General features: G+C 62.5%; 21 protein-coding genes and 1 pseudogene. 10 read left to right on the top strand and 12 right to left on the bottom strand.

Annotated elements, in window-relative coordinates:
• Positions 1–2: 2 nt before the first annotated feature.
• On the bottom strand, positions 3–1,067 hold the full coding sequence (locus OIU19_RS16130; protein WP_264235847.1) for an AI-2E family transporter: 1,065 nt from the start codon (positions 1,065–1,067) through the stop codon (positions 3–5).
• Positions 1,068–1,197: 130 nt separating this feature from the next.
• Between OIU19_RS16130 and yegQ the strand changes: the two genes are divergently transcribed.
• The 6 genes from yegQ to OIU19_RS16100 all read left to right on the top strand — a co-directional run bounded on the left by yegQ (position 1,198) and on the right by OIU19_RS16100 (position 7,290).
• On the top strand, positions 1,198–2,532 hold the full coding sequence (gene yegQ, locus OIU19_RS16125; RefSeq protein ID WP_264235846.1) for a tRNA 5-hydroxyuridine modification protein YegQ: 1,335 nt from the start codon (positions 1,198–1,200) through the stop codon (positions 2,530–2,532).
• A gap of 189 nt (positions 2,533–2,721) precedes the next feature.
• Positions 2,722–4,440: a copper resistance system multicopper oxidase gene (locus tag OIU19_RS16120; protein WP_264235845.1), complete on the top strand. Its 1,719-nt coding sequence runs from the start codon at positions 2,722–2,724 to the stop codon at positions 4,438–4,440.
• Positions 4,433–5,326, top strand: a complete 894-nt coding sequence (locus OIU19_RS16115; RefSeq protein ID WP_264235844.1) for a copper resistance protein B — start codon at positions 4,433–4,435, stop codon at positions 5,324–5,326. The genes OIU19_RS16120 and OIU19_RS16115 overlap by 8 nt, the downstream gene beginning before the upstream one ends.
• A gap of 13 nt (positions 5,327–5,339) precedes the next feature.
• Positions 5,340–5,768 carry a DUF411 domain-containing protein gene (locus tag OIU19_RS16110; RefSeq protein WP_264235843.1) on the top strand — a complete coding sequence of 143 codons (429 nt, stop codon included), beginning with the start codon at positions 5,340–5,342 and terminating at the stop codon, positions 5,766–5,768.
• A gap of 10 nt (positions 5,769–5,778) precedes the next feature.
• Positions 5,779–6,216, top strand: coding sequence for a YqaA family protein (locus tag OIU19_RS16105; protein WP_264235842.1), 438 nt, complete (start codon positions 5,779–5,781; stop codon positions 6,214–6,216).
• A 75-nt stretch (positions 6,217–6,291) separates the two neighbouring features.
• Positions 6,292–7,290, top strand: a complete 999-nt coding sequence (locus OIU19_RS16100) for an alpha/beta fold hydrolase (RefSeq protein WP_264235841.1) — start codon at positions 6,292–6,294, stop codon at positions 7,288–7,290.
• Positions 7,291–7,327: 37 nt separating this feature from the next.
• Here OIU19_RS16100 and OIU19_RS16095 read toward each other — a convergent pair whose 3' ends face one another.
• The 6 genes from OIU19_RS16095 to OIU19_RS16070 all read right to left on the bottom strand — a co-directional run bounded on the left by OIU19_RS16095 (position 7,328) and on the right by OIU19_RS16070 (position 12,932).
• A complete protein-coding gene (locus OIU19_RS16095; protein WP_264235840.1) occupies positions 7,328–7,912 on the bottom strand; it encodes a DinB family protein in 585 nt (194 codons plus the stop codon).
• A gap of 11 nt (positions 7,913–7,923) precedes the next feature.
• Positions 7,924–9,030: a cell division protein ZapE gene (gene zapE, locus OIU19_RS16090; protein ID WP_264236050.1), complete on the bottom strand. Its 1,107-nt coding sequence runs from the start codon at positions 9,028–9,030 to the stop codon at positions 7,924–7,926.
• Positions 9,031–9,166: 136 nt separating this feature from the next.
• Entirely contained in the window at positions 9,167–10,318 is a 1,152-nt protein-coding gene (locus tag OIU19_RS16085) for a PQQ-dependent sugar dehydrogenase (protein ID WP_264235839.1), read from the bottom strand.
• A 24-nt stretch (positions 10,319–10,342) separates the two neighbouring features.
• Complete coding sequence (locus OIU19_RS16080) at positions 10,343–10,660, bottom strand: hypothetical protein (RefSeq protein ID WP_264235838.1); 318 nt, start codon at positions 10,658–10,660, stop codon at positions 10,343–10,345.
• A gap of 199 nt (positions 10,661–10,859) precedes the next feature.
• Positions 10,860–11,825: an agmatinase gene (gene speB / locus OIU19_RS16075; protein WP_264235837.1), complete on the bottom strand. Its 966-nt coding sequence runs from the start codon at positions 11,823–11,825 to the stop codon at positions 10,860–10,862.
• Positions 11,826–11,852: 27 nt separating this feature from the next.
• Positions 11,853–12,932, bottom strand: coding sequence for a polyamine ABC transporter substrate-binding protein (locus OIU19_RS16070; protein ID WP_264235836.1), 1,080 nt, complete (start codon positions 12,930–12,932; stop codon positions 11,853–11,855).
• A gap of 101 nt (positions 12,933–13,033) precedes the next feature.
• Here OIU19_RS16070 and OIU19_RS16065 point away from each other — a divergent pair, with 101 nt between their 5' ends.
• Positions 13,034–13,924, top strand: coding sequence for a LysR family transcriptional regulator (locus OIU19_RS16065; protein WP_264235835.1), 891 nt, complete (start codon positions 13,034–13,036; stop codon positions 13,922–13,924).
• Positions 13,925–14,032: 108 nt separating this feature from the next.
• Here the strand turns inward: OIU19_RS16065 and OIU19_RS16060 are convergent, their stop codons facing one another.
• From OIU19_RS16060 to OIU19_RS16050, 3 genes and pseudogenes are all read right to left on the bottom strand, one after another.
• On the bottom strand, positions 14,033–16,468 hold the full coding sequence (locus OIU19_RS16060) for a TonB-dependent receptor (RefSeq protein ID WP_264235834.1): 2,436 nt from the start codon (positions 16,466–16,468) through the stop codon (positions 14,033–14,035).
• A 114-nt stretch (positions 16,469–16,582) separates the two neighbouring features.
• Positions 16,583–17,464, bottom strand: a complete 882-nt coding sequence (locus OIU19_RS16055) for a FecR domain-containing protein (RefSeq protein WP_264235833.1) — start codon at positions 17,462–17,464, stop codon at positions 16,583–16,585.
• Positions 17,465–17,975: pseudogene (locus OIU19_RS16050) on the bottom strand (RNA polymerase sigma factor); the annotation flags it as partial.
• Between the two features lie 130 nt (positions 17,976–18,105).
• Here OIU19_RS16050 and OIU19_RS16045 point away from each other — a divergent pair.
• Positions 18,106–18,594 carry an LEA type 2 family protein gene (locus tag OIU19_RS16045; RefSeq protein WP_186557177.1) on the top strand — a complete coding sequence of 163 codons (489 nt, stop codon included), beginning with the start codon at positions 18,106–18,108 and terminating at the stop codon, positions 18,592–18,594.
• Between the two features lies 1 nt (position 18,595).
• Here the strand turns inward: OIU19_RS16045 and OIU19_RS16040 are convergent, their stop codons facing one another.
• Positions 18,596–18,859 (bottom strand): hypothetical protein, encoded by a 264-nt coding sequence (locus tag OIU19_RS16040; RefSeq protein WP_186557178.1) that lies wholly within the window; start codon positions 18,857–18,859, stop codon positions 18,596–18,598.
• A gap of 131 nt (positions 18,860–18,990) precedes the next feature.
• Here OIU19_RS16040 and OIU19_RS16035 point away from each other — a divergent pair, with 131 nt between their 5' ends.
• Positions 18,991–19,311: a YqjD family protein gene (locus tag OIU19_RS16035; protein ID WP_186557179.1), complete on the top strand. Its 321-nt coding sequence runs from the start codon at positions 18,991–18,993 to the stop codon at positions 19,309–19,311.
• Positions 19,312–19,342: 31 nt separating this feature from the next.
• Here the strand turns inward: OIU19_RS16035 and OIU19_RS16030 are convergent, their stop codons facing one another.
• A complete protein-coding gene (locus OIU19_RS16030) occupies positions 19,343–19,960 on the bottom strand; it encodes a tRNA-(ms[2]io[6]A)-hydroxylase (RefSeq protein ID WP_186557180.1) in 618 nt (205 codons plus the stop codon).
• 154 nt (positions 19,961–20,114) lie between these two features.
• On the opposite strand from OIU19_RS16030, the gene OIU19_RS16025 reads away from it, so the two are divergent.
• Positions 20,115–20,978, top strand: coding sequence for a universal stress protein (locus OIU19_RS16025; protein WP_186557181.1), 864 nt, complete (start codon positions 20,115–20,117; stop codon positions 20,976–20,978).
• Positions 20,979–21,196: the final 218 nt, after the last annotated feature.

Raw genomic sequence — 21,196 nt, 5'->3', positions numbered from 1 at the left:
CCTTACGAAGGCAACTGCACCTGTGGTTTGGTCGCGGCAAAGATTGCCCAACTGGAGATGAACAACGCCGCGATCAACGGCCCAATGACAAACCCATTGAGCCCAAACACCGCCAGACCACCGAGCGTCGACACCAGAATGAGGTAGTCAGGCATGCGCGTATCCCTGCCCACCAGAATCGGCCGCAACACGTTGTCGACCAAGCCGATCACCAGCACGCCAAAGGCGCTCAGCACCACGCCTTGCCAGATCGCCCCGGTGAGGATGAAGTAAGCCGCCACCGGCGCCCAGACGATCCCTGCCCCGACCGCTGGCAGCAGCGACAAGAACGCCATCAGCACCGCCCAGACCAGCGCACTGGGAATGTCCAGCACCCAGAAAATCAGTCCTCCCAAGGCACCTTGGGTAATCGCCACCAGCACATTGCCTTTGACCGTAGCGCGCACCACCCGGTTGAATTTCAATTGCAGACGACGCTTCTGGTGCTCCGGGAGCGGCACGGCCAGGCGGACCTTGCGCGCCAGCTCCGCGCCCTCGCGCAGGAAGAAGAACAACAGATACAACATGATGCCGAAGCTCACCAAAAAATCGAAAGTGCCCTGACCAAAGCTGAACGCCTGGCTGGCCAGGACTTGGCTGCCTTGGGTAGCCCACTTGGTGATCTTGTCGCGCAAGCCATCGAGATTACCCATGCCCATGCGGTCCAGGCCGTTCTGGGCAAACGCCGGTAGCATGTCCTTGCCCCGTTCGACGTAGCCGGCGATATCCAACTGGCCGCTCTCGATTCGCTGGTAGAGCGTGGCGCCTTCCTGCACCAACAAGGCACTGGTGATGATCACCGGCAAAATCGCCACCAGCAGACAGACCATCAAGGTGGTGGCAGCCGCCAGGTTGCGCCGCCGATTGAAGCGGATCAGCAGGTTACGCTGCAACGGCGCGAACAGGATGCCGAGGATGACTGCCCAGAAAATTGCTCCGTAGTAGGGCAGCAGGATCCACACGAAGGCGACGGTCACCAGGGTCAGCAGCACCGCCAGCGCCTTGTTCTGTAGAGCAGTTTCGTTCATGAGCATTCCTCTGGGATTCACAACGTTAGTGCGCAGGCTTTCGCAAAAAGTGCCCTGTTCTGCTTGATCCAGATCAATACCCTCTACCCGCCTTGCCCCTACCATCCGCGCCTTTTGCCCCGGTGCGCTCATGATCCCACTCGCCATGCCCGAATTGCTGGCCCCTGCCGGCACCCTTAAGACCATGCGCTACGCCTTTGCCTATGGCGCCGATGCGGTCTACGCCGGCCAGCCGCGCTACAGCCTGCGGGTGCGCAACAATGAGTTCGACCATGCCAACCTGGCCTTGGGCATCCAGGAGGCGCACGCCCTGGGCAAACAGTTCTACGTGGTGGTCAACATCGCCCCGCACAATGCCAAGCTCAAGACCTTCCTCAAGGACCTGGCGCCGGTGATCGAAATGGCCCCCGATGCGCTGATCATGTCCGACCCCGGCCTGATCATGCTGGTGCGCCAGCACTTCCCGCAGATGCCGATCCACTTGTCGGTGCAGGCCAATACGGTTAACTGGGCCAGCGTGAAGTTCTGGCAGCAACTGGGGCTGAGCCGGGTGATCCTGTCGCGCGAGCTGTCGCTGGAGGAAATCGGCGAGATTCGCCAGCAGGTGCCCGATATGGAGCTTGAGGTGTTCGTCCACGGCGCCCTGTGCATGGCCTATTCCGGCCGCTGCCTGCTGTCGGGATACCTCAACAAGCGTGACGCCAACCAGGGCAGTTGCACCAACGCCTGCCGCTGGAAATATGAGGCCAGCGAGGCGCGCGAAAACCTCACTGGCGATATCGTGCAGCACGTCGAGCCGACCCTGGGCATCGGTCAACCGACCGAACAGGTGTTCCTGCTCCACGAGGCCAACCGCCCCGGGGAGGCGATGCCAGCGTTCGAAGATGAACACGGCACCTACATCATGAACGCCAAGGACCTGCGCGCGGTACAACATGTGCAGCGGCTGACCGAGATGGGCGTGCACTCGCTGAAGATCGAAGGGCGGACCAAGTCGCATTTCTACTGTGCCCGCGCGGTGCAGTCCTATCGCAAGGCGATCGACGACGCCGTGGCCGGTAAACCGTTCGACCGCGACCTGATGGTCAACCTCGAATCGCTGGCCCAACGCGGCTACACCGAAGGCTTCCTGCGCCGCCACGTGCATGACGAATATCAGAACTACCAGCGCGGCAATTCGGTGTCCGAGCGCCAGCAATTCGTCGGCGAGCTGACCGGTGTGCGGGTTGATGGCCTGGCCGAGGTCAACGTGAAGAACCGCTTTGCCCTCGGCGATCAGCTGGAACTGATGACCCCACGCGGCAACTACCACTTCGACCTGGACCGCCTGTGCAATCGCCAGCAACAGGAAATCCAGGTGGCGCCGGGTGATGGCCATGTGGTGTACCTGCCGATCCCCGAGCAGGTATCGCTGGAATACGGGCTGTTGATGCGCGACTTGAACAGCGAGCCAGTGCCCGCCTGACGGATCTGTAATCTGCCGCTCAGGCGGCTGACAGGCACTGGCAGCGAGGATGGTGGCTATCCACTTTGGGCAGTCTGACGCCCATCGCGGGGGCAAGCCCGCTCCCAGGCTGATCGTCCTCAAAGGGGACTGACGTGGGAGCGGGCTTGCCCCGCGATGGACGCCAGCAGCCTGCAACGAGGCCACGTCATGCCATGCATTTCTTCCCGCCGCACCTTCGTCAAAGGCCTGGGCGCCGCCACGGCCCTGGCCGGTCTGGGCCTATGGCGCCCGCTGGCCCAGGCCGCTGAAGGCGCTCGTCCTGGGCAAGTCCTTCAGGGCCAACAGTTTGCCCTGGCGATCGGCCAGACCCCGGTCAACATCACCGGCCGCCCGCGCACCGCCTTGACCGTCAATAACAGCCTGCCCGGGCCACTGCTGCGCTGGCGCGAAGGTGATACGGTCAGCTTGCGGGTGCGCAATCAGCTGGCAGAACCGACCTCGATCCACTGGCACGGCATCATCCTGCCGGCCAACATGGACGGCGTACCAGGCTTGAGCTTCGCCGGCATCGAGCCAGGCGGCGACTACCTGTATCAGTTCACCCTGCGCCAGAGTGGCACCTACTGGTACCACAGCCACTCGGGTTTGCAGGAGCAAGCCGGGGTCTACGGGGCCATCGTCATCGAGCCGCGCGAGCCAGAGCCGCACCGTTATCAGCGCGATCACGTGCTGCTGTTCAGCGATTGGAGCGACCAGGCGCCTGAGCAGTTGATGGCGACCCTGAAAAAGCAGTCCGACGCCTTCAACTATCACAAACGCACGGTTGGCGATTTCATCGACGATGTGGCCGCCAAGGGCTGGGAAGCAACCGTCGACAACCGCCTGGCCTGGGCGCGCATGCGCATGAGCCCCACGGACCTGGCCGATATCAGCGCGGCAACCTACACCTACCTGCTCAATGGCCAACCGCCGGACGGCAACTTCACCTGCCTGTTCCAGCCCGGCGAAACCGTGCGCCTGCGCCTGATCAACGCTTCGGCGATGAGCTACTTCGACTTCCGCATCCCGGGTCTCAAGCTGACGGTAATCGCCGCCGATGGCCTGCCGGTGACCCCCGTTACAGTCGATGAGCTGCGCATTGCCGTGGCCGAGACCTACGACGTGCTGGTGGAGGTAGGCGACCTGCCAGCCTACACCCTGTTCGCCCAGAGCATGGACCGCACCGGCTTTGCCCGTGGCACCCTAGCCCGCGCGCAGGGGTTGCAAGCACCGGTTCCCGCGCTGGATCCGCGCCCGGTGCTGAGCATGGATGACATGGGCCATGGCGGCATGGGCGACATGGATCATGCCGGGATGGACCACGCCAGCATGGCCGGCATGGACCATGGCCCGATGTCGGCCATGCAGCACCACCCAGCCAGCGAGACCGGCAACCCATTGGTCGACATGCAGACCATGGCCCCACGCGCCAACCTGGCCGACCCGGGTATTGGCCTGCGCGACAACGGTCGGCGGGTACTGACCTATGCCGATCTGCGCAGCACCTTTGCCGACCCCGACGGGCGCCAGCCCTCGCGAGACATCGAACTGCACCTGACCGGCCATATGGAGCGTTTCGCCTGGTCGTTCGATGGGGTCAAGTTCAGCGATGCCGAGCCCCTGCGCCTGCGCTATGGCGAGCGGGTGCGCATCACCCTGGTCAACGACACCATGATGCCCCACCCGATCCACCTGCACGGCATGTGGAGTGACCTGGAGGACGAGCACGGGCGCTTCCTGGTGCGCAAGCACACCGTGGATATCCCCCCTGGCAGCCGCCGCAGCTATAGGGTCAGCGCCGACGCCCTGGGGCGCTGGGCCTATCACTGCCACCTGCTCTATCACATGGAAACCGGAATGTTCCGCGAGGTACGGGTCGATGAATGAGGTCATCAATCGCAGCTTGCTGGCGGGCGCCGCCTTGGCCGCACTGCTGGCCAGCGAGCGCGTCCTCGCCACTGAGGCAAGCCACCACGGCCACGGCGCGATGCCGATGGATCACAGCCAGATGAACCCTGGCGCCATGCCCCTGCAGCGGCCTCCTGCGCCGCTCAGCGCGCAGCCGCGCACGCCACTGGCGGTGATCACCGACGCCGACCGCCGCGCCGCCTTCCCACCACTGCCAGGCCATCAGGTGCACGACCGGGCGATCAACTGGGCGGTGATCGTCGACCAGCTGGAGTATCAAAACTTCGAGAGCAGCAGCGCGCTGAACTGGAATGCCACGGCCTGGGTGGGTGGCGATATCGACCGGCTGTGGCTGCGCACCGAGGGGGAACGGGAACAGGGCAAGACCCACAAAGCCGAACTGCAGGCCTTGTGGGGTCATGCCATCAGCCCCTGGTGGGAACTGGTCGGCGGCCTGCGCCAGGATTTCAAGCCTGCCAGCGGCCAGACCTGGGCGGCCTTCGGCATCCAGGGCACGCCGCTCTATGGCCTGGAGCTGGAAGCCACCGCCTATGCTGGCGAGCGGCAACAGACCGCGCTGCGCCTGGAGGCCGGTTACGCTATGCTGCTGACCAATCGCTGGGTACTGGAGCCGACCCTTGAGGCCAACTTCTTCGGCCGCAACGATGCCGGCCGCGAGCAAGGCGCAGGGCTGGCCGAGAGCGAAGTCGGCGTGCGCCTGCGTTACGAAATCAGCCGAGGCTTCGCCCCGTATGTCGGGGTCAGCTTCAATCGCCTGCACGGCCAGCGCGCCGAAATGGCCCGCGACGATGCCGAGGACATTGGCCAGACCCGCCTGGTCGCCGGCATCCGCCTACGTTTCTAGAGGACTGTTCACCATGCTGCGCAAACACCTGATTACCCTGGGCCTGCTGGCCTTCACCGGTCTAGCCCAGGCGGCTGAGGTCATCGACGTCTACCGCGACCCCAACTGCGGCTGCTGCAAGCTGTGGATCAGCCACCTGCGCGACAACGGTTTCACCGTCAACGATCACGTCGAACCGAACATGAGCGAGGTCAAGCAGCGCCTGGGCGTGGCGCCACGGCTGGCGTCGTGCCACACCGGGGTGATCAACGGCAAGTTCGTCGAAGGTCACGTACCGGCCGAGCAGGTGCGCCTGCTGAGCAAACGTAGCGACCTCAAAGGCATCGCCGTGCCGGGCATGCCGATGGGCTCGCCGGGCATGGAAATGGGCGATCACAAAGATCCCTACCAAGTGATCGGCCTGACCCAGGATGGCCAGGACCAGGTGCTGGCCAACTACTGAGACGCCGTCGATGCTGAGCTTGTGGGCGCTGTTTCTCAGCGCCTTTAGCGCCGCTACCCTGCTGCCGCTGCAATCGGAAGCGGTGCTGGTCGGTCTGCTGCTGCGCGACCCTGATGCCTGGCTGACCCTGCTGCTGGTGGCCACCCTGGGTAATGTCTTGGGCTCGATCGTCAATTGGCTGCTGGGGCGGGCCATCGAGCACCTGCGCGAACGCCGCTGGTTCCCATTCAGCGCAGCACAGCTGCAGCGTGCCCAACAGCGTTACCAGCGCTGGGGGCAATGGTCGTTGCTGCTGAGCTGGATGCCGGTGATTGGTGATCCGCTGACACTGATCGCAGGGATCATGCGCGAGCCGTTCTGGCGCTTCCTGCTGCTGGTCACCGTGGCCAAGGGCGGGCGCTACCTGGTGTTGGCGTTGATTACCCTGGGTTGGTTTAACGGCCAGTAACACCTTTGCCGCAGCAGGCGGTCTACAGGCTGTTAGAGTCGCTTTTTCCTACATGGTGCTACACGGAGTACTCCAATGCTGCGCGCAACCGCCCTGACCCTCGCTTGCCTGCTGGGCAGCTCGGCCATCGCCGCCGAGTCGCCCACCTACGGTATGCAGCTCGAAGGCTTCGATTACCCTCACCCGCTCAAGCATTTCAACTTCAAGTCCCAGGGCCAAGACCTGCAGATGGGCTATATGGACGTACCCGCCAAGGGCCAAGCCAATGGCCGCAGCGTGGTGCTGATGCATGGCAAGAACTTCTGCGCCGCCACCTGGGAAACCACCCTCCAAGCCCTCAGCCAAGCCGGCTATCGGGTTATCGCCCCGGACCAGATCGGTTTCTGCACTTCCAGTAAGCCCGGCTATTACCAGTACAGCTTCCAGCAACTGGCAGACAACACCCATGCCTTGCTCGCGCACCTGGGTGTCAAGCAGGCGATCATCCTCGGCCACTCCACCGGTGGCATGCTCGCCACCCGCTACGCGCTGATGTACCCGCAGCAGGTCGAGCGCCTGGCCATGGTCAACCCGATCGGCCTGGAAGACTGGAAAGCGCTTGGCGTGCCCTACCGCACGGTGGATCAATGGTATGCGCGCGAGCTCAAGCTCGATGCCGAAGGGGTGCGTAACTATGAGCGCAAGACCTACTACGCCGGACGCTGGAAGCCTGAGTACGAGCGCTGGGTACAGATGCTGGTGGGGCTCAACAAAGGGCCTGGGCATGAGCGAGTGGCGTGGAACTCGGCCCTGATCTACGACATGATCTTTACCCAACCGGTGTACCACGAGTTCAAGGATTTGAAGATGCCGACACTGTTACTGATCGGCGATCAGGACAGCACGGCGATTGGCAGTGATATCGCGTCCGATGAGGTCAAGGCGCGCTTGGGCAAGTACCAGGAGCTGGGGCCGCAGGTGGCCAAGATGATACCCAAGGGCGAGTTGGTGACCTTCGAGGGGCTGGGACATGCGCCGCAGATCGAAGAGCCTGAGCGGTTTCACCAGGCGCTGATCGAGTGGCTCGGACGTTAGCATGGTTGGGGCCGCTTGCGGCCCCAACCCCACAAGCCTAGCCCCTCCCCCAAACCAGCGCCTCGCTCCAACCCAACTCGGCAAAATCATCAGCCCGCAAATGAGCCTCTTCCTCACAGAAGAACTCATCCAACTGCGGCGGCCGCACAACCGTATCGCTGAGCATCCCATGCACCTGGCCCCGGTGATGAATCTGATGCTCGAACAGATGCGCCAGCAACCGCAGCCGCTGTTCACGCTGCACCCGCTCAGGACGCACGATGCTGACATAGCGCCGCAGTTGATCGTCACGCAGCAGGCGACAGTAGGCGATCAAGCGATGGTCGGCCTGGGCCTGCTCGGCATGCAGATCAGCGCAGGTGGCAAAGGGCTGCTCCGGTTCGAAAAAGCGCTCGCCATCCAGGTCCGGCGCCTCGCCGCGCTGTTCGCACTCCAACGCATGCAGATAGAACCAGTCGACGGTCAGCAGGTGATTGAGGGTGGCTTTGATCGACGGGAAGAAGCTGCAACGGGGTGCGACGAACTCGTCCTGGGTCAGTTGCAGGCAGGCTTTGTACAAACGGTGATTGGCCCAGCCATTGTTATAGGCCTGGGTCAGCAGATGATGCGAGAGCGGCTCCATGGTCGGCTCCTTCAAGCGAAGCGTTGCAGTTGCATCTCCCGTAGCCGACTCAGGGTCCGCTGATACGGGAACGCCAGATACCCTTGAGTGTATAGCGCTTCGAGCGGTACTTCGGCCTCCAGGTACAACGCAATGCGCCGGTCATAGCATTCATCGACCAAGGCGATGAAGCGGCGCACGCTGTCATCTTTCGGTGAAAGTGCCGGCAACTGGCGATCGCCTGCCTCGACCCGGCGTGCACCATCCTCGGTGCCACGGGCAATGCGCCCGGGCCGTTGCTCGCCGCTCAGGGCCGGAATGCCGTCTACCAGGATCGCCGGGAACAGGTCGCACAGGGCCATGAACTCCAGGGCTGACAGGGGTTGTTCGCACAGCTCGCTAAAACGGCACCAGATCGCCTGGCTGCTGCGGCGCACCACGCGGATCTGCCGCGAACCGAGCTGCAAGGGCTGATCCGAGCCGGCATCGTCTGGGCTTAATTGCGCAAATACTGCCTGCAACGCGCTGGGCTGACCGGGTGCGCTCAGCCAGAAGCGTTGGTGGCTAGCGCCTGGGTGCAGGCGGTGGTCCTGCTCGCCGGCTACCGGCAGCACCTGCATGTGCCGTTCGATGGCGGCGATGGCCGGCAGGAAACGCTCGCGGTTGAAACCGTCGTGGTAAAGCTGGTTCGGCGGTTGGTTGGAGGTGGCGACGATCACCACCCCGTGCTCGAACAGCGCTTTGAAGAGCCGCCCCAGAATGATCGCGTCACCGATGTCGTTGACGAACAACTCATCGAAACACAGTACGCGGATCTGTCCAGCCAGCTGCGCAGCCAGCGCCAGCAAGGGATCGGCAGTGCCGTTGAGCTGGAACAGGCGCTGGTGGACCCAGGCCATGAAGTGGTGAAAGTGCTGGCGCCTCGAGGGTAGCGCCAGGCACTGATGAAACTGGTCCATCAACCAGGTCTTGCCGCGGCCAACCGGCCCCCAGAGGTAAACACCCTGAGTCGGCTGGGCACTTTGCAGGGCTGCAAAGCAGGCTTGTAGCGCGGCGACGGCGCGAGCCTGGGCAGGGTCGGCAACGAAGCCTTGATGCTCCAGAGCCTGGCGGTACAGCGCTTGCGGATTGGTCGACATGCCCAGGTATGTGCCCAAAAGGCTTATGTTACGGCACGCGGCGGCGACGAGCATGCAGATTCTCTATCAGCGCTGCCCGCCTCTTCGCGGCAACGCGCGCGCCCACCGCGAAGCAGCCGGGATAACCTTTGACTGTTTAGGGGGTTTGGCTCAGGCCTACCTTCAACAGCGCTCCATCCTTGGCATCGGTAAGCACATACAGGTAACCGTCCGGCCCCACCCGCACATCACGGATGCGCGCTTGCAGATCGCCCAGCAGGCGCTCTTCATGGACGATCTTGTCGCCATCGAGCTGCAGCCGGATCAACTCTTGAGTCGCCAGGGCACCGATGAACAAGTTATGGTCCCAAGCCTTGAAGGTCGGTCGATCATAGAAGGCCATGCCGCTGATGCCGGGGGATTTCTCCCACACGTGGTGCGGATCGACCATGCCGTCGACGTGCTTGCCCTTGGCCTCAGGGATCGGCAACAAGGAATAGTTGATGCCGTGGGTCGCTATCGGCCAACCATAGTTCTTACCTGCCTGCGGGATATTAATCTCATCGCCACCTCGCGGGCCGTGCTCGTGGGTCCAGAGCTTGCCGGTCCAGGGGTTGAGCGCCGCGCCCTGCTGGTTGCGATGGCCGAACGACCAGATCTCGGGGCGCACATCATCCTTGCCGACGAACGGATTATCCTTGGGCACTTCGCCATCAGGAAGGATGCGCACGATCTTGCCTTGCAGCTTGTCCAGATCCTGCGAGGTGGGGCGTTGATTGTTCTCGCCCAAGGCGATGAACAGATAGCCGTTGCGGTCGAACACCAGCCGTGAGCCAAAGTGATTGCCGTCGGACAGCTTGGGCATCTGGCGGAAGATCACTGTGAAGTTTTCCAGGCGCGCTTTGTCCTCCGATAACTGGCCACGCCCCACCGCGGTCCCGGCCTTGCCATCACTGCCTTCTTCTGCAAAAGACAGATACACCGTGCGGTCCTGCTCGAACTCAGGCGACAGCACCACATCCAGCAAGCCGCCTTGCCCTTGCGCCCACACCTTGGGGACACCGGAGAGCGGTGGGCCGACCTTGCCCTCGGCGCTGACAACACGCAGGTTGCCAGGGCGTTCGGTGACCAGCATGTCCTTGCTACCGGGCAAGAACGCCAGCGCCCAAGGGTTACGCAGACCGTCGGCGACGGTGTTGACGATCAACTGGCCATCCTCGCTGGGCAAGCGCTGTTCAGAGGCGGCGTGGGCAAACATCGGCAACAGGGCGGCGGCGGCCAGGGTGGTCAACCAGCTACGTGGGGGCATGCGCGATTCCTTGCAGTTGAGGGCTCAAGGCGCGCGTTGGCTATCGCGCGCTGGCCGGGTCGGTTCTAGGTTAGGCGTCTGCTGTTGGCGGCGCAGGTTTTCGCCGTTGCCAATGCCGCGGTTGTCCAGGGTCGGTGGGCGCGGGATCGGCTGGGTAGAAGGCCCGCGTACCGGTGGCGTGGCCTGGATGCTGCCCTGGCGGCTGTTGGGGTTGGCGCGCTGGATCGGGCTGTTATAGGGGTTGTTGTCGTTGGCCGCGAGCAGGGGCTGCGCAGGCGGTGCCGCAGACAGCGGAAGACTGACAAGCAGCCCCAGGGCCAGCACTGGCAGTGTCGGATTCATACTTTACCTCCTGCACGAAAAAGCCGCGCTCAAGCGTTGGATAGCCTAAGGCGCGACTGGTTCGTAACAAAAGTAGGAATTGGTGTGGAGATGATTCCTGATGTTTCGGTGCTGCTTTCCCTGCTCCATCATAGGAGGCCCCTGCGCGGCCCATCGCAGGCTGTGCCAGCACCTGCAGGTGGGTAGCGGGCTTGAGTCCTCACACCTGCTTGTCGAGCTTATGCCGCGCTGCGTACAGGCACAGCATCTCCATGGCCAAGGTGGCCCCTGCCAGCGCGGTGATATCGGCATGATCATAGGCCGGCGCCACCTCGACCAGGTCCATTCCCACCAGGTTGATGCCGCGTAGCCCGCCGAGTATTTCCAGCGCTTGCACAGTGGTGAGGCCGCCACATACCGGCGTGCCAGTGCCTGGCGCATAGGCAGGGTCCAGGCAATCAATGTCAAAGGTCAGATAAACCGGCCGCTGTCCAACCCGCTGACGAATCGCCGCGATCACCGCCTCAGTGCCCTGACGGTGCACCTGGCGCGCATCGACAATGGCAAAACCCTGGCTGTCGTCATTGGTGGTACGCAAGCCGATCTGCACCGAGTGCGCGGGGTCGACCAGGCCTTCGCGCGCCGCATGCCAGAACATGGTGCCGTGGTCGATGCGCTTGCCCTCCTCGTCTGGCCAGGTGTCGCTGTGCGCATCGAAGTGGATCAGTGCCAGGGGGCCGTGGCGGCGGGCGTGAGCCTTGAGCAGTGGGTAGCTGATGAAGTGGTCGCCGCCCAAGGTGAGCATGGCGCAGCCGGCCTCGAGAATGTGCTCGGCATGCGCCTCGATGCTGCCCGGCACGTTCTGCGGCGTGCCGCTGTCGAACGCGCAATCGCCATAGTCGATCACAGCCAAGTGGTCGAACGGATCAAACGTCCACGGCCAGTGCCGCGCCCAGGCTTGCTGCACGGAGGCCGCGCGAATGGCGCGCGGGCCGAAGCGCGCACCCGGACGATTGCTGGTGGCAGTGTCGAACGGCACGCCGCTGACCACCACATCGACGCCGCGCAAATCACGGCTGTAACGACGCCGGGAGAAACTGGTAATGCCGGCGTAGGTGCTTTCTGCAGCAGTGCCGTACAAGCTGTCGCGGGTCATCGCCTGGTCATTGTGCTGGGCTTGGTCCACGGTTGTGCTCCTGGTCATGAGAAGAGGTCACTGGCCGCTGCGCAGGGCGTTCCACAGCCGGTTGCGCTGGCGCAGGTCGGACAGCTGCATGCCCCGGTCGGCGTACAGCCGCTCACGCACGGCGGCGGGCGGATAGATGTCCGGGTCGCTGCGCACAGCCTCATCGACCAACGCCGTTGCCGCTTGGTTGGCGTTGGCGAAGAACAGCGTGTTGGTCAGCGCCGCCACCGATTCGGGCTGCAACATGAAGGCAATGAAGGCCCGGGCAGCTTCTGGGTGCGGGGCATCCTTGGGAATGACCAGGTTGTCTTGCCAGACCACCGTACCCTCACGGGGAATGCGATAGACCAGCTCAAAGCGCTTGCCTGCGCGCCGCGCCTGGTCGGCGGCCATGGCGGCATCGCCGTTGTAGGTCAGCGCCAGGCACACGCTGCCATTGGCCAGGTCATTGATCTGGCGACCATTGGCGACGTAGCTGATCGACGGTTTGAGTTGGCGCAGCAGCGCCTGGGCAGCATCCAGGTCGGCCTTGCTCTGGCTATAAGGATCCTTGCCCAGATAGTTGAGGGTCAGGCCAATCACCTCCTGTGGTGAGTCGGGCATGGCGATGCCACAATCCTTGAGCTTGCTGGCGTACTCGGGCTTGAACAGCAGGTCGAGGCTGTCCAGCGGCACGTCGCCCAGACGCTGACGCACGGCCTCGACATTCACCCCCAGGCCGAGCGTGCCCCAGGTGTAGGGCACGGCATAGCGATTGCCAGGGTCGGCCACGGCCAATTTGGCTAGCAGGTCCTTGTCGAGGTTGGCATAACCAGGCAGCGTTTGCGGGTCGAGTGGCTGCAGCGCGTTGGCCTGCAGCGCCCGCGCCAGGACCGTGGATGACGGCACCACCACGTCGTAGCCGCTGCGCCCAGTTAGCAGCTTGGTTTCCAGCACCTCGGTGGTATCGAAGGTGTCGTAACGCACTTTGTAGCCCGTCTCTTTTTCGAAGCGCTCCAGGGTTTGCGGGGCGACGTAGTCGGCCCAGCTGTAGAGGTTGACGACCTTCTCTTCGGCCTGCAGTGGCAGGGCCATCACCAGGGACAGCAAGCACAGCGATCGACGCATGACGGACACCTCGGCAATGGGTGGATGCCGCCAGCATGCCAGCCGGGTTACATTGCAAGAATGGCACGTTTGCAAAGCTGACATTCATCAGGAGCAATGTGATGCTCGGACAACTGCACGACCCGGACCTGCATCTGCTGCGGCTGTTCGTCACTGTAGTCGAGGCCGGCGGCTTCAGTGCCGCCCAAGGCGTGCTGGGCTTGAGCCAGCCGAGTATCAGCCAGCAGATGGCGCGCCTGGAAACGCGCCTGGGTTATCGCCTGTGCAGCCGCGGCAAACGCGGCTTTGCGCTGACTGACAAAGGCCAGTTGCTGCTCAAGGCAACCCGCGAATTGCTGGTGCAGATCGAACAGTTCCGCCAGCAGGCCAATGGTGTTGCCGGGCAACTGCTGGGCACCCTGCGCATTGGCATTGCCGAAAACCAGGACAGCGCCGTGAGCCTGCGCCTAGGCAATGCCATCGCCCGCTTCAGGCGACGGCAGGAGGCGGTGCAGCTGGAGTTGATCAGCGCCCCGCCCGCCGAGATGGAACGCTTGCTGCTGGAGCAGCGACTGGATTTGGCCATCAGCTATTTTTCCGGCAAGCAGGCGGCGTTCGACTACCAGCCGCTGTTTGCAGAAACCCAGCAGTTGTATTGCGGCCAGGGCCATCCCTTGTTCACGGCCGAGACGGTGAGCCGCGAACAGCTGCTGGAGGCGGACCAGGTGCGTCATGGCTATCGGTTCTTGCAGGGGGCGGATGCGTTTCAGAGCCAACGCAGTTCAGCCCAGGCCGAACAGATCGAGAGCGTGCTGACCTTTATCCTGTCGGGGCGGCACGTGGGGTATCTGCCTTGTCACTATGCCGAGCCTTGGCTGCTGCGAGGGATGCTGCGGGCATTGGATTCGCGGTTGGATTTCGTCGTGCCGTTCACCCTGGCGCGTCATCGCGGGCAGGTGCCGGGGGACACGCAGGAGGCGTTTGTGCAGGATCTGTTGGCGGCGTTCGCTTGAGACTGAGGTGTCAGTCGTCGTCTTCGCGGGACAAGCCCGCGCCTACTCGGCAACTTCGATGCGGTAGACGCGCTTGTCCGGCGATGACGATGGCCCTGACGAGCCCAATCAGTAGGCCAAACTCCAGGTCAGGGTATAGGTCCGGCCACGGCCCTGGTAGTCATACAGGTAGGCTGGCCCATAGGTCGGCGAATAGAACAGCGTCGCCCGCTGCCCCCAGACCGTGCTGTACTGCTTGTCGAACAGGTTCTGAATACCGGCGCTGAAGGTGCCATAACCGGTGTCCTGGCTGCCCAACAGGTCGAAGGTGGTATAGCCATCGATCTGCTGGTCCTGATCGTCTTTCAAGGTAAAGGCATGATTCGCTTGCAGCCGCGCGCTGCGCCCATCGCCCTTCCAGCCGACAAACGCCGTGGCCTTGGACAGCGAGGCGTAGCGGGCATCACGCTTGATCCAGTCGCCGTCCTGATCTTCCTCTTGCGACTTGACCACATGCACGGTGCCGCCGGTTTCCCAGCCATTCTGGAAATGACGGGTCAGCGCGCCTTCGAAACCAAAGTCGCGCTTCTTGAAGTCCACCACGTCAATGGTCAAGGTCGCAGGGTCAGTGGTGATGGTCTTGTCGGTCCAGATGTAATACAGCGCAGCCTGGGCGTCCCAGTCCAGGTCGGCGTAGCGCCAACCCAGTTCGACCTGACGGCTCTTGATCCCGGCCAGGGGGTTATCGTCAACGCTCAGGCCTTGCTTGCCGTAGTACTTGGCCGGGTCAGGCAGTTCGAAGCCTTCGCCGTAGTTGCTCCAGACCTGGTGGCCATTCTTGAAGTCGTAGATGGCGCCTAGGTTGAACAGGTTGACCTGATAGTCGTTGTTGCCGCCCGGCACCGTCTTGAAGTCGCTGACCTCAACGTCCATCTGCTGACGCCTGGCACCGCCAGACAGGGTCAGGTTGTCGGTCAGGCGCCAGTCGAGCTGCGCGTAGGTCGAGACGCCATCGACTCGATAGCTGGGATAGCGCGGTGCCTCGCTGAGTTTGTCTAGCTCAAGGCCGCCACTTTCCGAGGAAGTCAGTGGGTCGAAGGTGGTTTGCTGGGCGTTGAAGCGCTCGCGATCCAGGTCGACGCCATAGGTGAGCTTGAGCGTGTCCCACTGCTTGGCGAACAGTGCCTTGAGGCTGCTGACCTCAAAATTTTGCTGCGAGGCCGCAAAGTACACGCCGCGCGAACCTGGCACCCCACCACGGTTGTAGTAGGGGAACGGGTAGAAGTTGTCGTCCTCCTTGCGGTAGGAGGCCTGCAGGTAGAAATCCTGACCGAGGACATCGCTGTGGTGGTAGTTGGCGTTGAGCAGCAGGCGCCGGGTCTGAGGTTGTAGGTCAGAGGAGTAGCCGCCACGCAGCTGCGCATCTTCAAGGTCCGACGGCGCGTTGTAGTTGAGGTTGGGAAAATAGATACCTGTGCTGCCATGGTTGCCGGAATCGTAGTACTGGGCCAGCAAGTCCAGGCTTTGCTCATCGGTGAGCTTCAGGCCGACGCTGCCCATGACGTCGATCGCCCGGTTGTACTGCAGGTCGGTCTGGGTATTGTCGATGAATATCTGATCGCCGGCGCCGTCGTAAAAGGCTTCGTTCTGCTCGGCGGAAATACCCAGGCGAGCGTTGATCCGCTCGTTACCGCCACTGACCGACTGGGCGATGCGGGTGGCCAGGTCGTCACTGTTGTTGAAGCCACTGCTGGCGCCAATCTGGGTTTCGAAGCGGGCCGCTCCTGGCTCGCCTTTCTTGGTCACGATGTTGATGATGCCGCCCGTTGCGCCGCCGCCATAAACGGCGTTAGCGCCGGACAGCACTTCGACCCGTTCGACGTTGAAGGGCGAGATGCTGTCGAATTGGCGCGAGAGCCCGCGAGAGCTGTTCTGGCTGACACCATCGATCATCACCAATACATCGCGACCGCGCATGTTCTGGCCATAGTTGGTCCGCCCTTCCGGCGCCAAGTCCAGGCCTGGGACCAGTTTGCCGATGGCTTCCTTGAGGCTTACACCGCTGTCGAGCTGCTCGCGCAGTTGCTGTTGGTCGACCACCCAGACCGTTCCGGGGATCTCACTGATGGCAGTGCTGGTACGCGAGGCGACGGTGACTTCGGTGGGTTTGAGGCTGATGCTCTGCGGCGCAGCATTGACCTTACGCAACGTTACCGTGCGCGCATCGCTGAATTGCCAGCTCATGCCACTACCTGCGAGCAGCTGTTGCAGCGCCTGCTCGATGCTGTAGTTGCCTCGCAACGCAGGGCTTTGCAGCTCGGCGACTTCGCTGGTGGTGTACAGCAAGTGCAGACCGGCCTGGTCGGCGAAGCTGGTCAGCGCCTGGTCCAGAGCCTGGGCGGGCAGATCCAACTGGACATGACGCGCTGCCACTTGGGCATCACCGGCGGCGTGCACCGCAGCGATGTGCAGCGGTCCGGCCAGCATGGCCAGGGCGCTGCAAGACAACAGGGCATGGTTGAAACGACCGCCGCAGCGGTGCAAGGGTTTGAGCGTGGCCTTCACGAAAGAGCTTCCAGACAAGGCGTCAATGAGAATGGGTTGCTGATCAGTCCCACTACGACGTTCTGGCTTTCATCAACTTGCAGTGCGAAATGTAAAATATTTCGCTTTATCGGTTCAGTGGACCACGGCGAGCCACGGCAGGTAGGTGACTTTCAGGTTGTAGCGCTGCTCCAGGGTGCGCAATAGCGCTTCTGGCTCGGCGAGATCGAACACCCCGCTGACTTCTAGCGCAGCCAAGGTGTGATCGGAAATCAGGATGCGCCCATGCTGGTAACGCTCAAGCTCGCTGAGTACCTGGCCCAGGGGCTTGCCGTTGAAGATCAGCTTGCCACGCTGCCAGGCGGTCAGCGCCCGAGCATCATTGGCGACCGGCACCGCTTGCGTGCCAATCCGTGCTTCACCCTCGGCCAGCACCACGCTAGGGCCGCTGGCCGAACGCCGGACGCTGAACACCGCCTCGCGGCCCTGCACGGGATCGCCGCCGGCCTCGACCACGAACGGACGCAGGTCGCTGGCCGTTTCGAACAACGCCTCGCCCGCTTTGAGCACGACTTTGCGCTCGCTGTCGCTAAAGGCAAGCGACAAGGCGCTGCCACTGTTAAGCGTGACCCGTGAGCCGTCCGCCAGGGTGATGACCTGCCGCTGTCCGATAGCGGTGTGGTAATCGGAGGTCCACACCGGCACTTGCTGCCAACCGATGACGCTTGCCACAGCGAGCACCGCCGATGCAGCGATTGCCAGTGGCCAACGCCGTTTGCGCGGCGCCGGTTGGGCAACGAAGGTTTGCCCAGCGCTGGTCTGCCCGATGTCTGCCCACAACCCCTCAGCTTCCCTCGCGGCCTCGGCATGCGCCGGGCTCAACTGACACCAGCGCTGGTAACGCGCCTGGTCAGCCGCGCAGGCATTGCCCGAATGCAGCAATACCTGCCAGTCGAGAGCATCATCGGAAAGATCGCTGAGCGGATGTGGCTCGGGCATGGCAGATAAGTCAGTCATGGTTGTGTTTGAGCCAGTCGCGGCAATGGCGCAGGGCTTGGCCGATGTATTTTGCCACCATGCTCTCGGAAACGCCCAGCCGTTGTGCGATTTGCGCCTGCGTCAGGCCCTCGACGCGATTGAGCAACAACGCCTGCCGCGCATTGCTCGACAGCTCAAGCATGGCCTGGTCCAGCATCTGTAGGCGTTCACTGGCCAGCAGCGCCGCTTCAGGTGGCGGCGCCGGGCACGGCAGCTCGCCTGTGGCTTCACTGGTTTGGTGATTGGCGGCGATGCGCTGTTCACGGCGCAGCGCATCGATAGCCAGGTTGCCAGCAACACGGAAGATGAAGCTGCGGGCGTGCAGCACCGGAATCGCTTGTTGCTCGATCTTCACCAGCTTCAAGTACGTCTCCTGAGCCACGTCAGCGGCGCGCTGGCGGTCGCTCATGCGGCGGGTCAGGAACTGCAACAGGTCGTCGTAGTGCTCCTGGAAACTTGCCAGCAGCCCAGACACGGGAGACGTCAGCATGAAGGGAGAAAGCCAGTAAGAAAAATTATCGGACGTTAATGAGAGTATCTTTCATTAAGCCCAACACTTTCAACGTCGACGTGCATTTGCCACACTGGCCATTCACCTGTCATACACAAGGCCCTTCCCCATGACGCTGCGCTTATCCCGTCACCTGCGGCTTTTGTTGGTCGCTCTGTTGGCCTGCACAGTTAATGCGTGCGCGCTGTTTCAGGCGCGCGACCCGTTGAACATCAGCGTGATCGGCATAGAACCGCTGCCCGGCCAGGAGTTGGAGCTGCGCATGGCCGTGAAGATTCGCGTGCAGAACCCGAACGAGACGCCGGTGGATTTCAACGGCATCGCGCTCAATCTGGAGGTCAACGATCAGCCCTTGGCCGCGGGCGTGAGCGATCAGCGCGGGCATATCGGCCGGTATGACGAGACTGTGATCGTGGTGCCGGTCAGCGTCACCGCGTTCGCTTTCCTGCGCCAGGCCTATGGCTTGAGCCAGGTGCAGTCGCTGCAGGGCCTGCCCTATGTGCTGCGCGGCAAGTTGGCCGGCGGTCCGCTGGGGACGGTGCGTTTCACTGACAAGGGCAAGCTCGACCTGCCCCAGGCCAGCAGCGCGAACTGGTAGATCAGCGGTTGCTGTTGGCGGCGGCCATCATCTTGTTGACTTCGCTGCGCACCATATTGGCGAAATCGGCCGGAGTCATGGCATCCAGTTCGGCACGCACCCATTCGGCCCACTTGCCTTTGCGCCGGGATTTTTCGGCGATCAACCGCCCGGCCTCGGCCTTGGCCTTGCCCAGGTTGCTTTGCCAATACTCGAACAGCCGCGCTTTCTCGCCTTCGATCTGCGCCCGTTCCTCAAAGCTTCTGTTGGCCAGATTGAAACTCATGAAGGTCTACCCTACCGCTTGGAATTGGGCGCTATCTTACACTGATGCAGCGCCCGCCCGGAACGTTGGCGCAACTTTCCAGCCTCTGCGGCATCCATTGCTTTAACCCACCCATCGACGAGGACGTGTTCATGGCCAGGAAAACTGCCACGCAAACCGATAGCGATCAGATCAAGGACCAGGTGTTCAGCGAATTGCAGTCGTTGATCGAAGAATCCGAAAGGCTGCTCGAACAAAGTGCGACCCTGGTGGGCGAAGAAGCCGACACCCTGCGCGCGCAGATCAGTCTGAAACTGCGCCAAGCACGCCAGGCGGCGGGCTCGGTGCGCGACAAAGCGCAACCGGTGGTGGATGCCACGCAGGATTATATCGGCGGCCATCCCTGGCAGACGGTGGCAGTCTCGGCCGGCTTCGGCCTGGTGATTGGCCTGCTACTGGGCCGCCGTCACTAGCCTCGTTCGATCCGCTGGCGCCAGATCAGGCTCAGGCCGCCTGGGCCAGCGGAATGCCGCTGTGAAAGCGCAACTCCTGATCTGGGGAGGTGATCAACTCAGCCTCAGCTTCACGCACTAACGCCACGACGCGAGCGATGTCGGCCTCGTCGCCGTACTGGCGGGCGAGCTTGAGATAGCCCAGAAAATGCCGTGCTTCGCTATTGAGTAGACCGTGATAGAAGGTCCCAAGCTCTTCATCGAGGTGCGGCACCAGGGCGGCGAATCGCTCGCAGCTGCGCGCTTCGATAAACGCGCCTACCACCAAGGTGTCCACCAGCTTGACCGGCTCATGGGCGCGCACCAGGCGGCGTAGACCCGAGGCATAGCGCCCTGCCGAAACCGGACGCAATGGCACGCCACGGCGCTTCATCAGGCGCAGCACCTGTTCATGGTGGACCAATTCTTCACGAGCCAATCGCGACATCATGTTGATCAGATCAAGGTGGGTGTTGTACTTGGCAATCAGGCTCAAGGCGGTGCTCGCTGCCTTGAACTCACAGTTTTTGTGATCGATCAGCAAGGTCTCCTGGTCGGCGAGCGCCGCTTCGATCCAGGCGTCAGGGGTGCGGCAACCGAGAAAGGCGTCGACTTCGGGAATCAGGGACATAGGCTCACAATCACGCAACAACGGCAGGGCCGGCGATTATACCGGGGGTGGCGGCGATCGCCAGCGACTATGCTTGATACACGTCAAGCGGCATTGATAGGGACGCCGACTATAGTCAGGCACAGGCCAAACAATCCGAGGGGAGCCCATGTCCATGCAACAGGTCCGTAGCATCCTGGTCGTACTTGATCCCGATCACGCCCATAGCCGCGCCCTGACCCGGGCGAAACTGATCGCAGGCGTTACCGGCGCCCGCTTGCACCTGCTGATGTGCGACAAGAAGCACGATCACAGTGCGCTGCTAAGTCTACTGGCGAGCCAACTACATGATGACGGCTACGACAACGTGACTCATGAACAGGCCTGGCACGACACTTTGCACGAGTCGATCATCGCTGTGCAGCAAGCCGAAGGGTGTGATCTGGTGATCAAGGAGCATCGGCCAGACAACCCGCTGAAAAAGGCATTGCTGACGCCCAGCGACTGGAAACTGCTGCGCCAGTGCCCGTCTGCGGTACTGATGGTCAAGAGTGAGCGGCCTTGGACTGGCGGGGTGATCCTCGCGGCAGTGGATGTAGGCAATCATGACGAGGCGCACCGCCTGCTGCATACCAACATCATTGACCATGGCTATGCCATCGCTGCGCTGGCGAAGGGTGAACTGCATGTGATCAGCGCCCACCCCTCCCCCATGCTCTCAGCGGCAGACCCGGTTTATCAGAACTCGGATACCATTGAGCAGCGCTATCGTGAGGCTTGCAAGGCTTTCCAGGCTGAGTTCGATATCAGTGATGAGCGCTTGCACATCGCTGAGGGGCCAGCGGATGTGTTGATTCCCTATACCGAAAAGCACTGTGATGCGGTGGTGACGGTGATTGGTACGGTTGCACGGACGGGCATCTCCGGGGCCTTGATCGGCAATACGGCGGAGGTTGTGCTTGATTCGCTGGAGGGGGATGTTCTGGTGCTTAAAAGTGAAGAGGCCAGGGAGCACTTGGAAGAACTAGCGCGGGGCTGAGCCCTCTTTGTTGTGTCAGTTGCCATGTCTTCGCGGGCAAGCCCGCTCCTACAGGGGGCGTGGCAAGCCCGTATTAGGCGCGGCGATATAGCAAGTCTGGAAAGACAAAACCCCTACCTGCTCGCGCAGATAGGGGTTTTGCGAAATGAATCTTGACGATGACCTACTCTCACATGGGGAAACCCCACACTACCATCGGCGATGCATCGTTTCACTAC

It is taken from the genome of Pseudomonas sp. BT-42-2 (genome assembly GCF_025847435.2).
Taxonomy (GTDB): domain Bacteria; phylum Pseudomonadota; class Gammaproteobacteria; order Pseudomonadales; family Pseudomonadaceae; genus Aquipseudomonas; species Aquipseudomonas urmiensis.
Note: the sequence above shows the minus strand (reverse complement) of the source record. Positions and strands in the feature narration are given on the sequence as shown.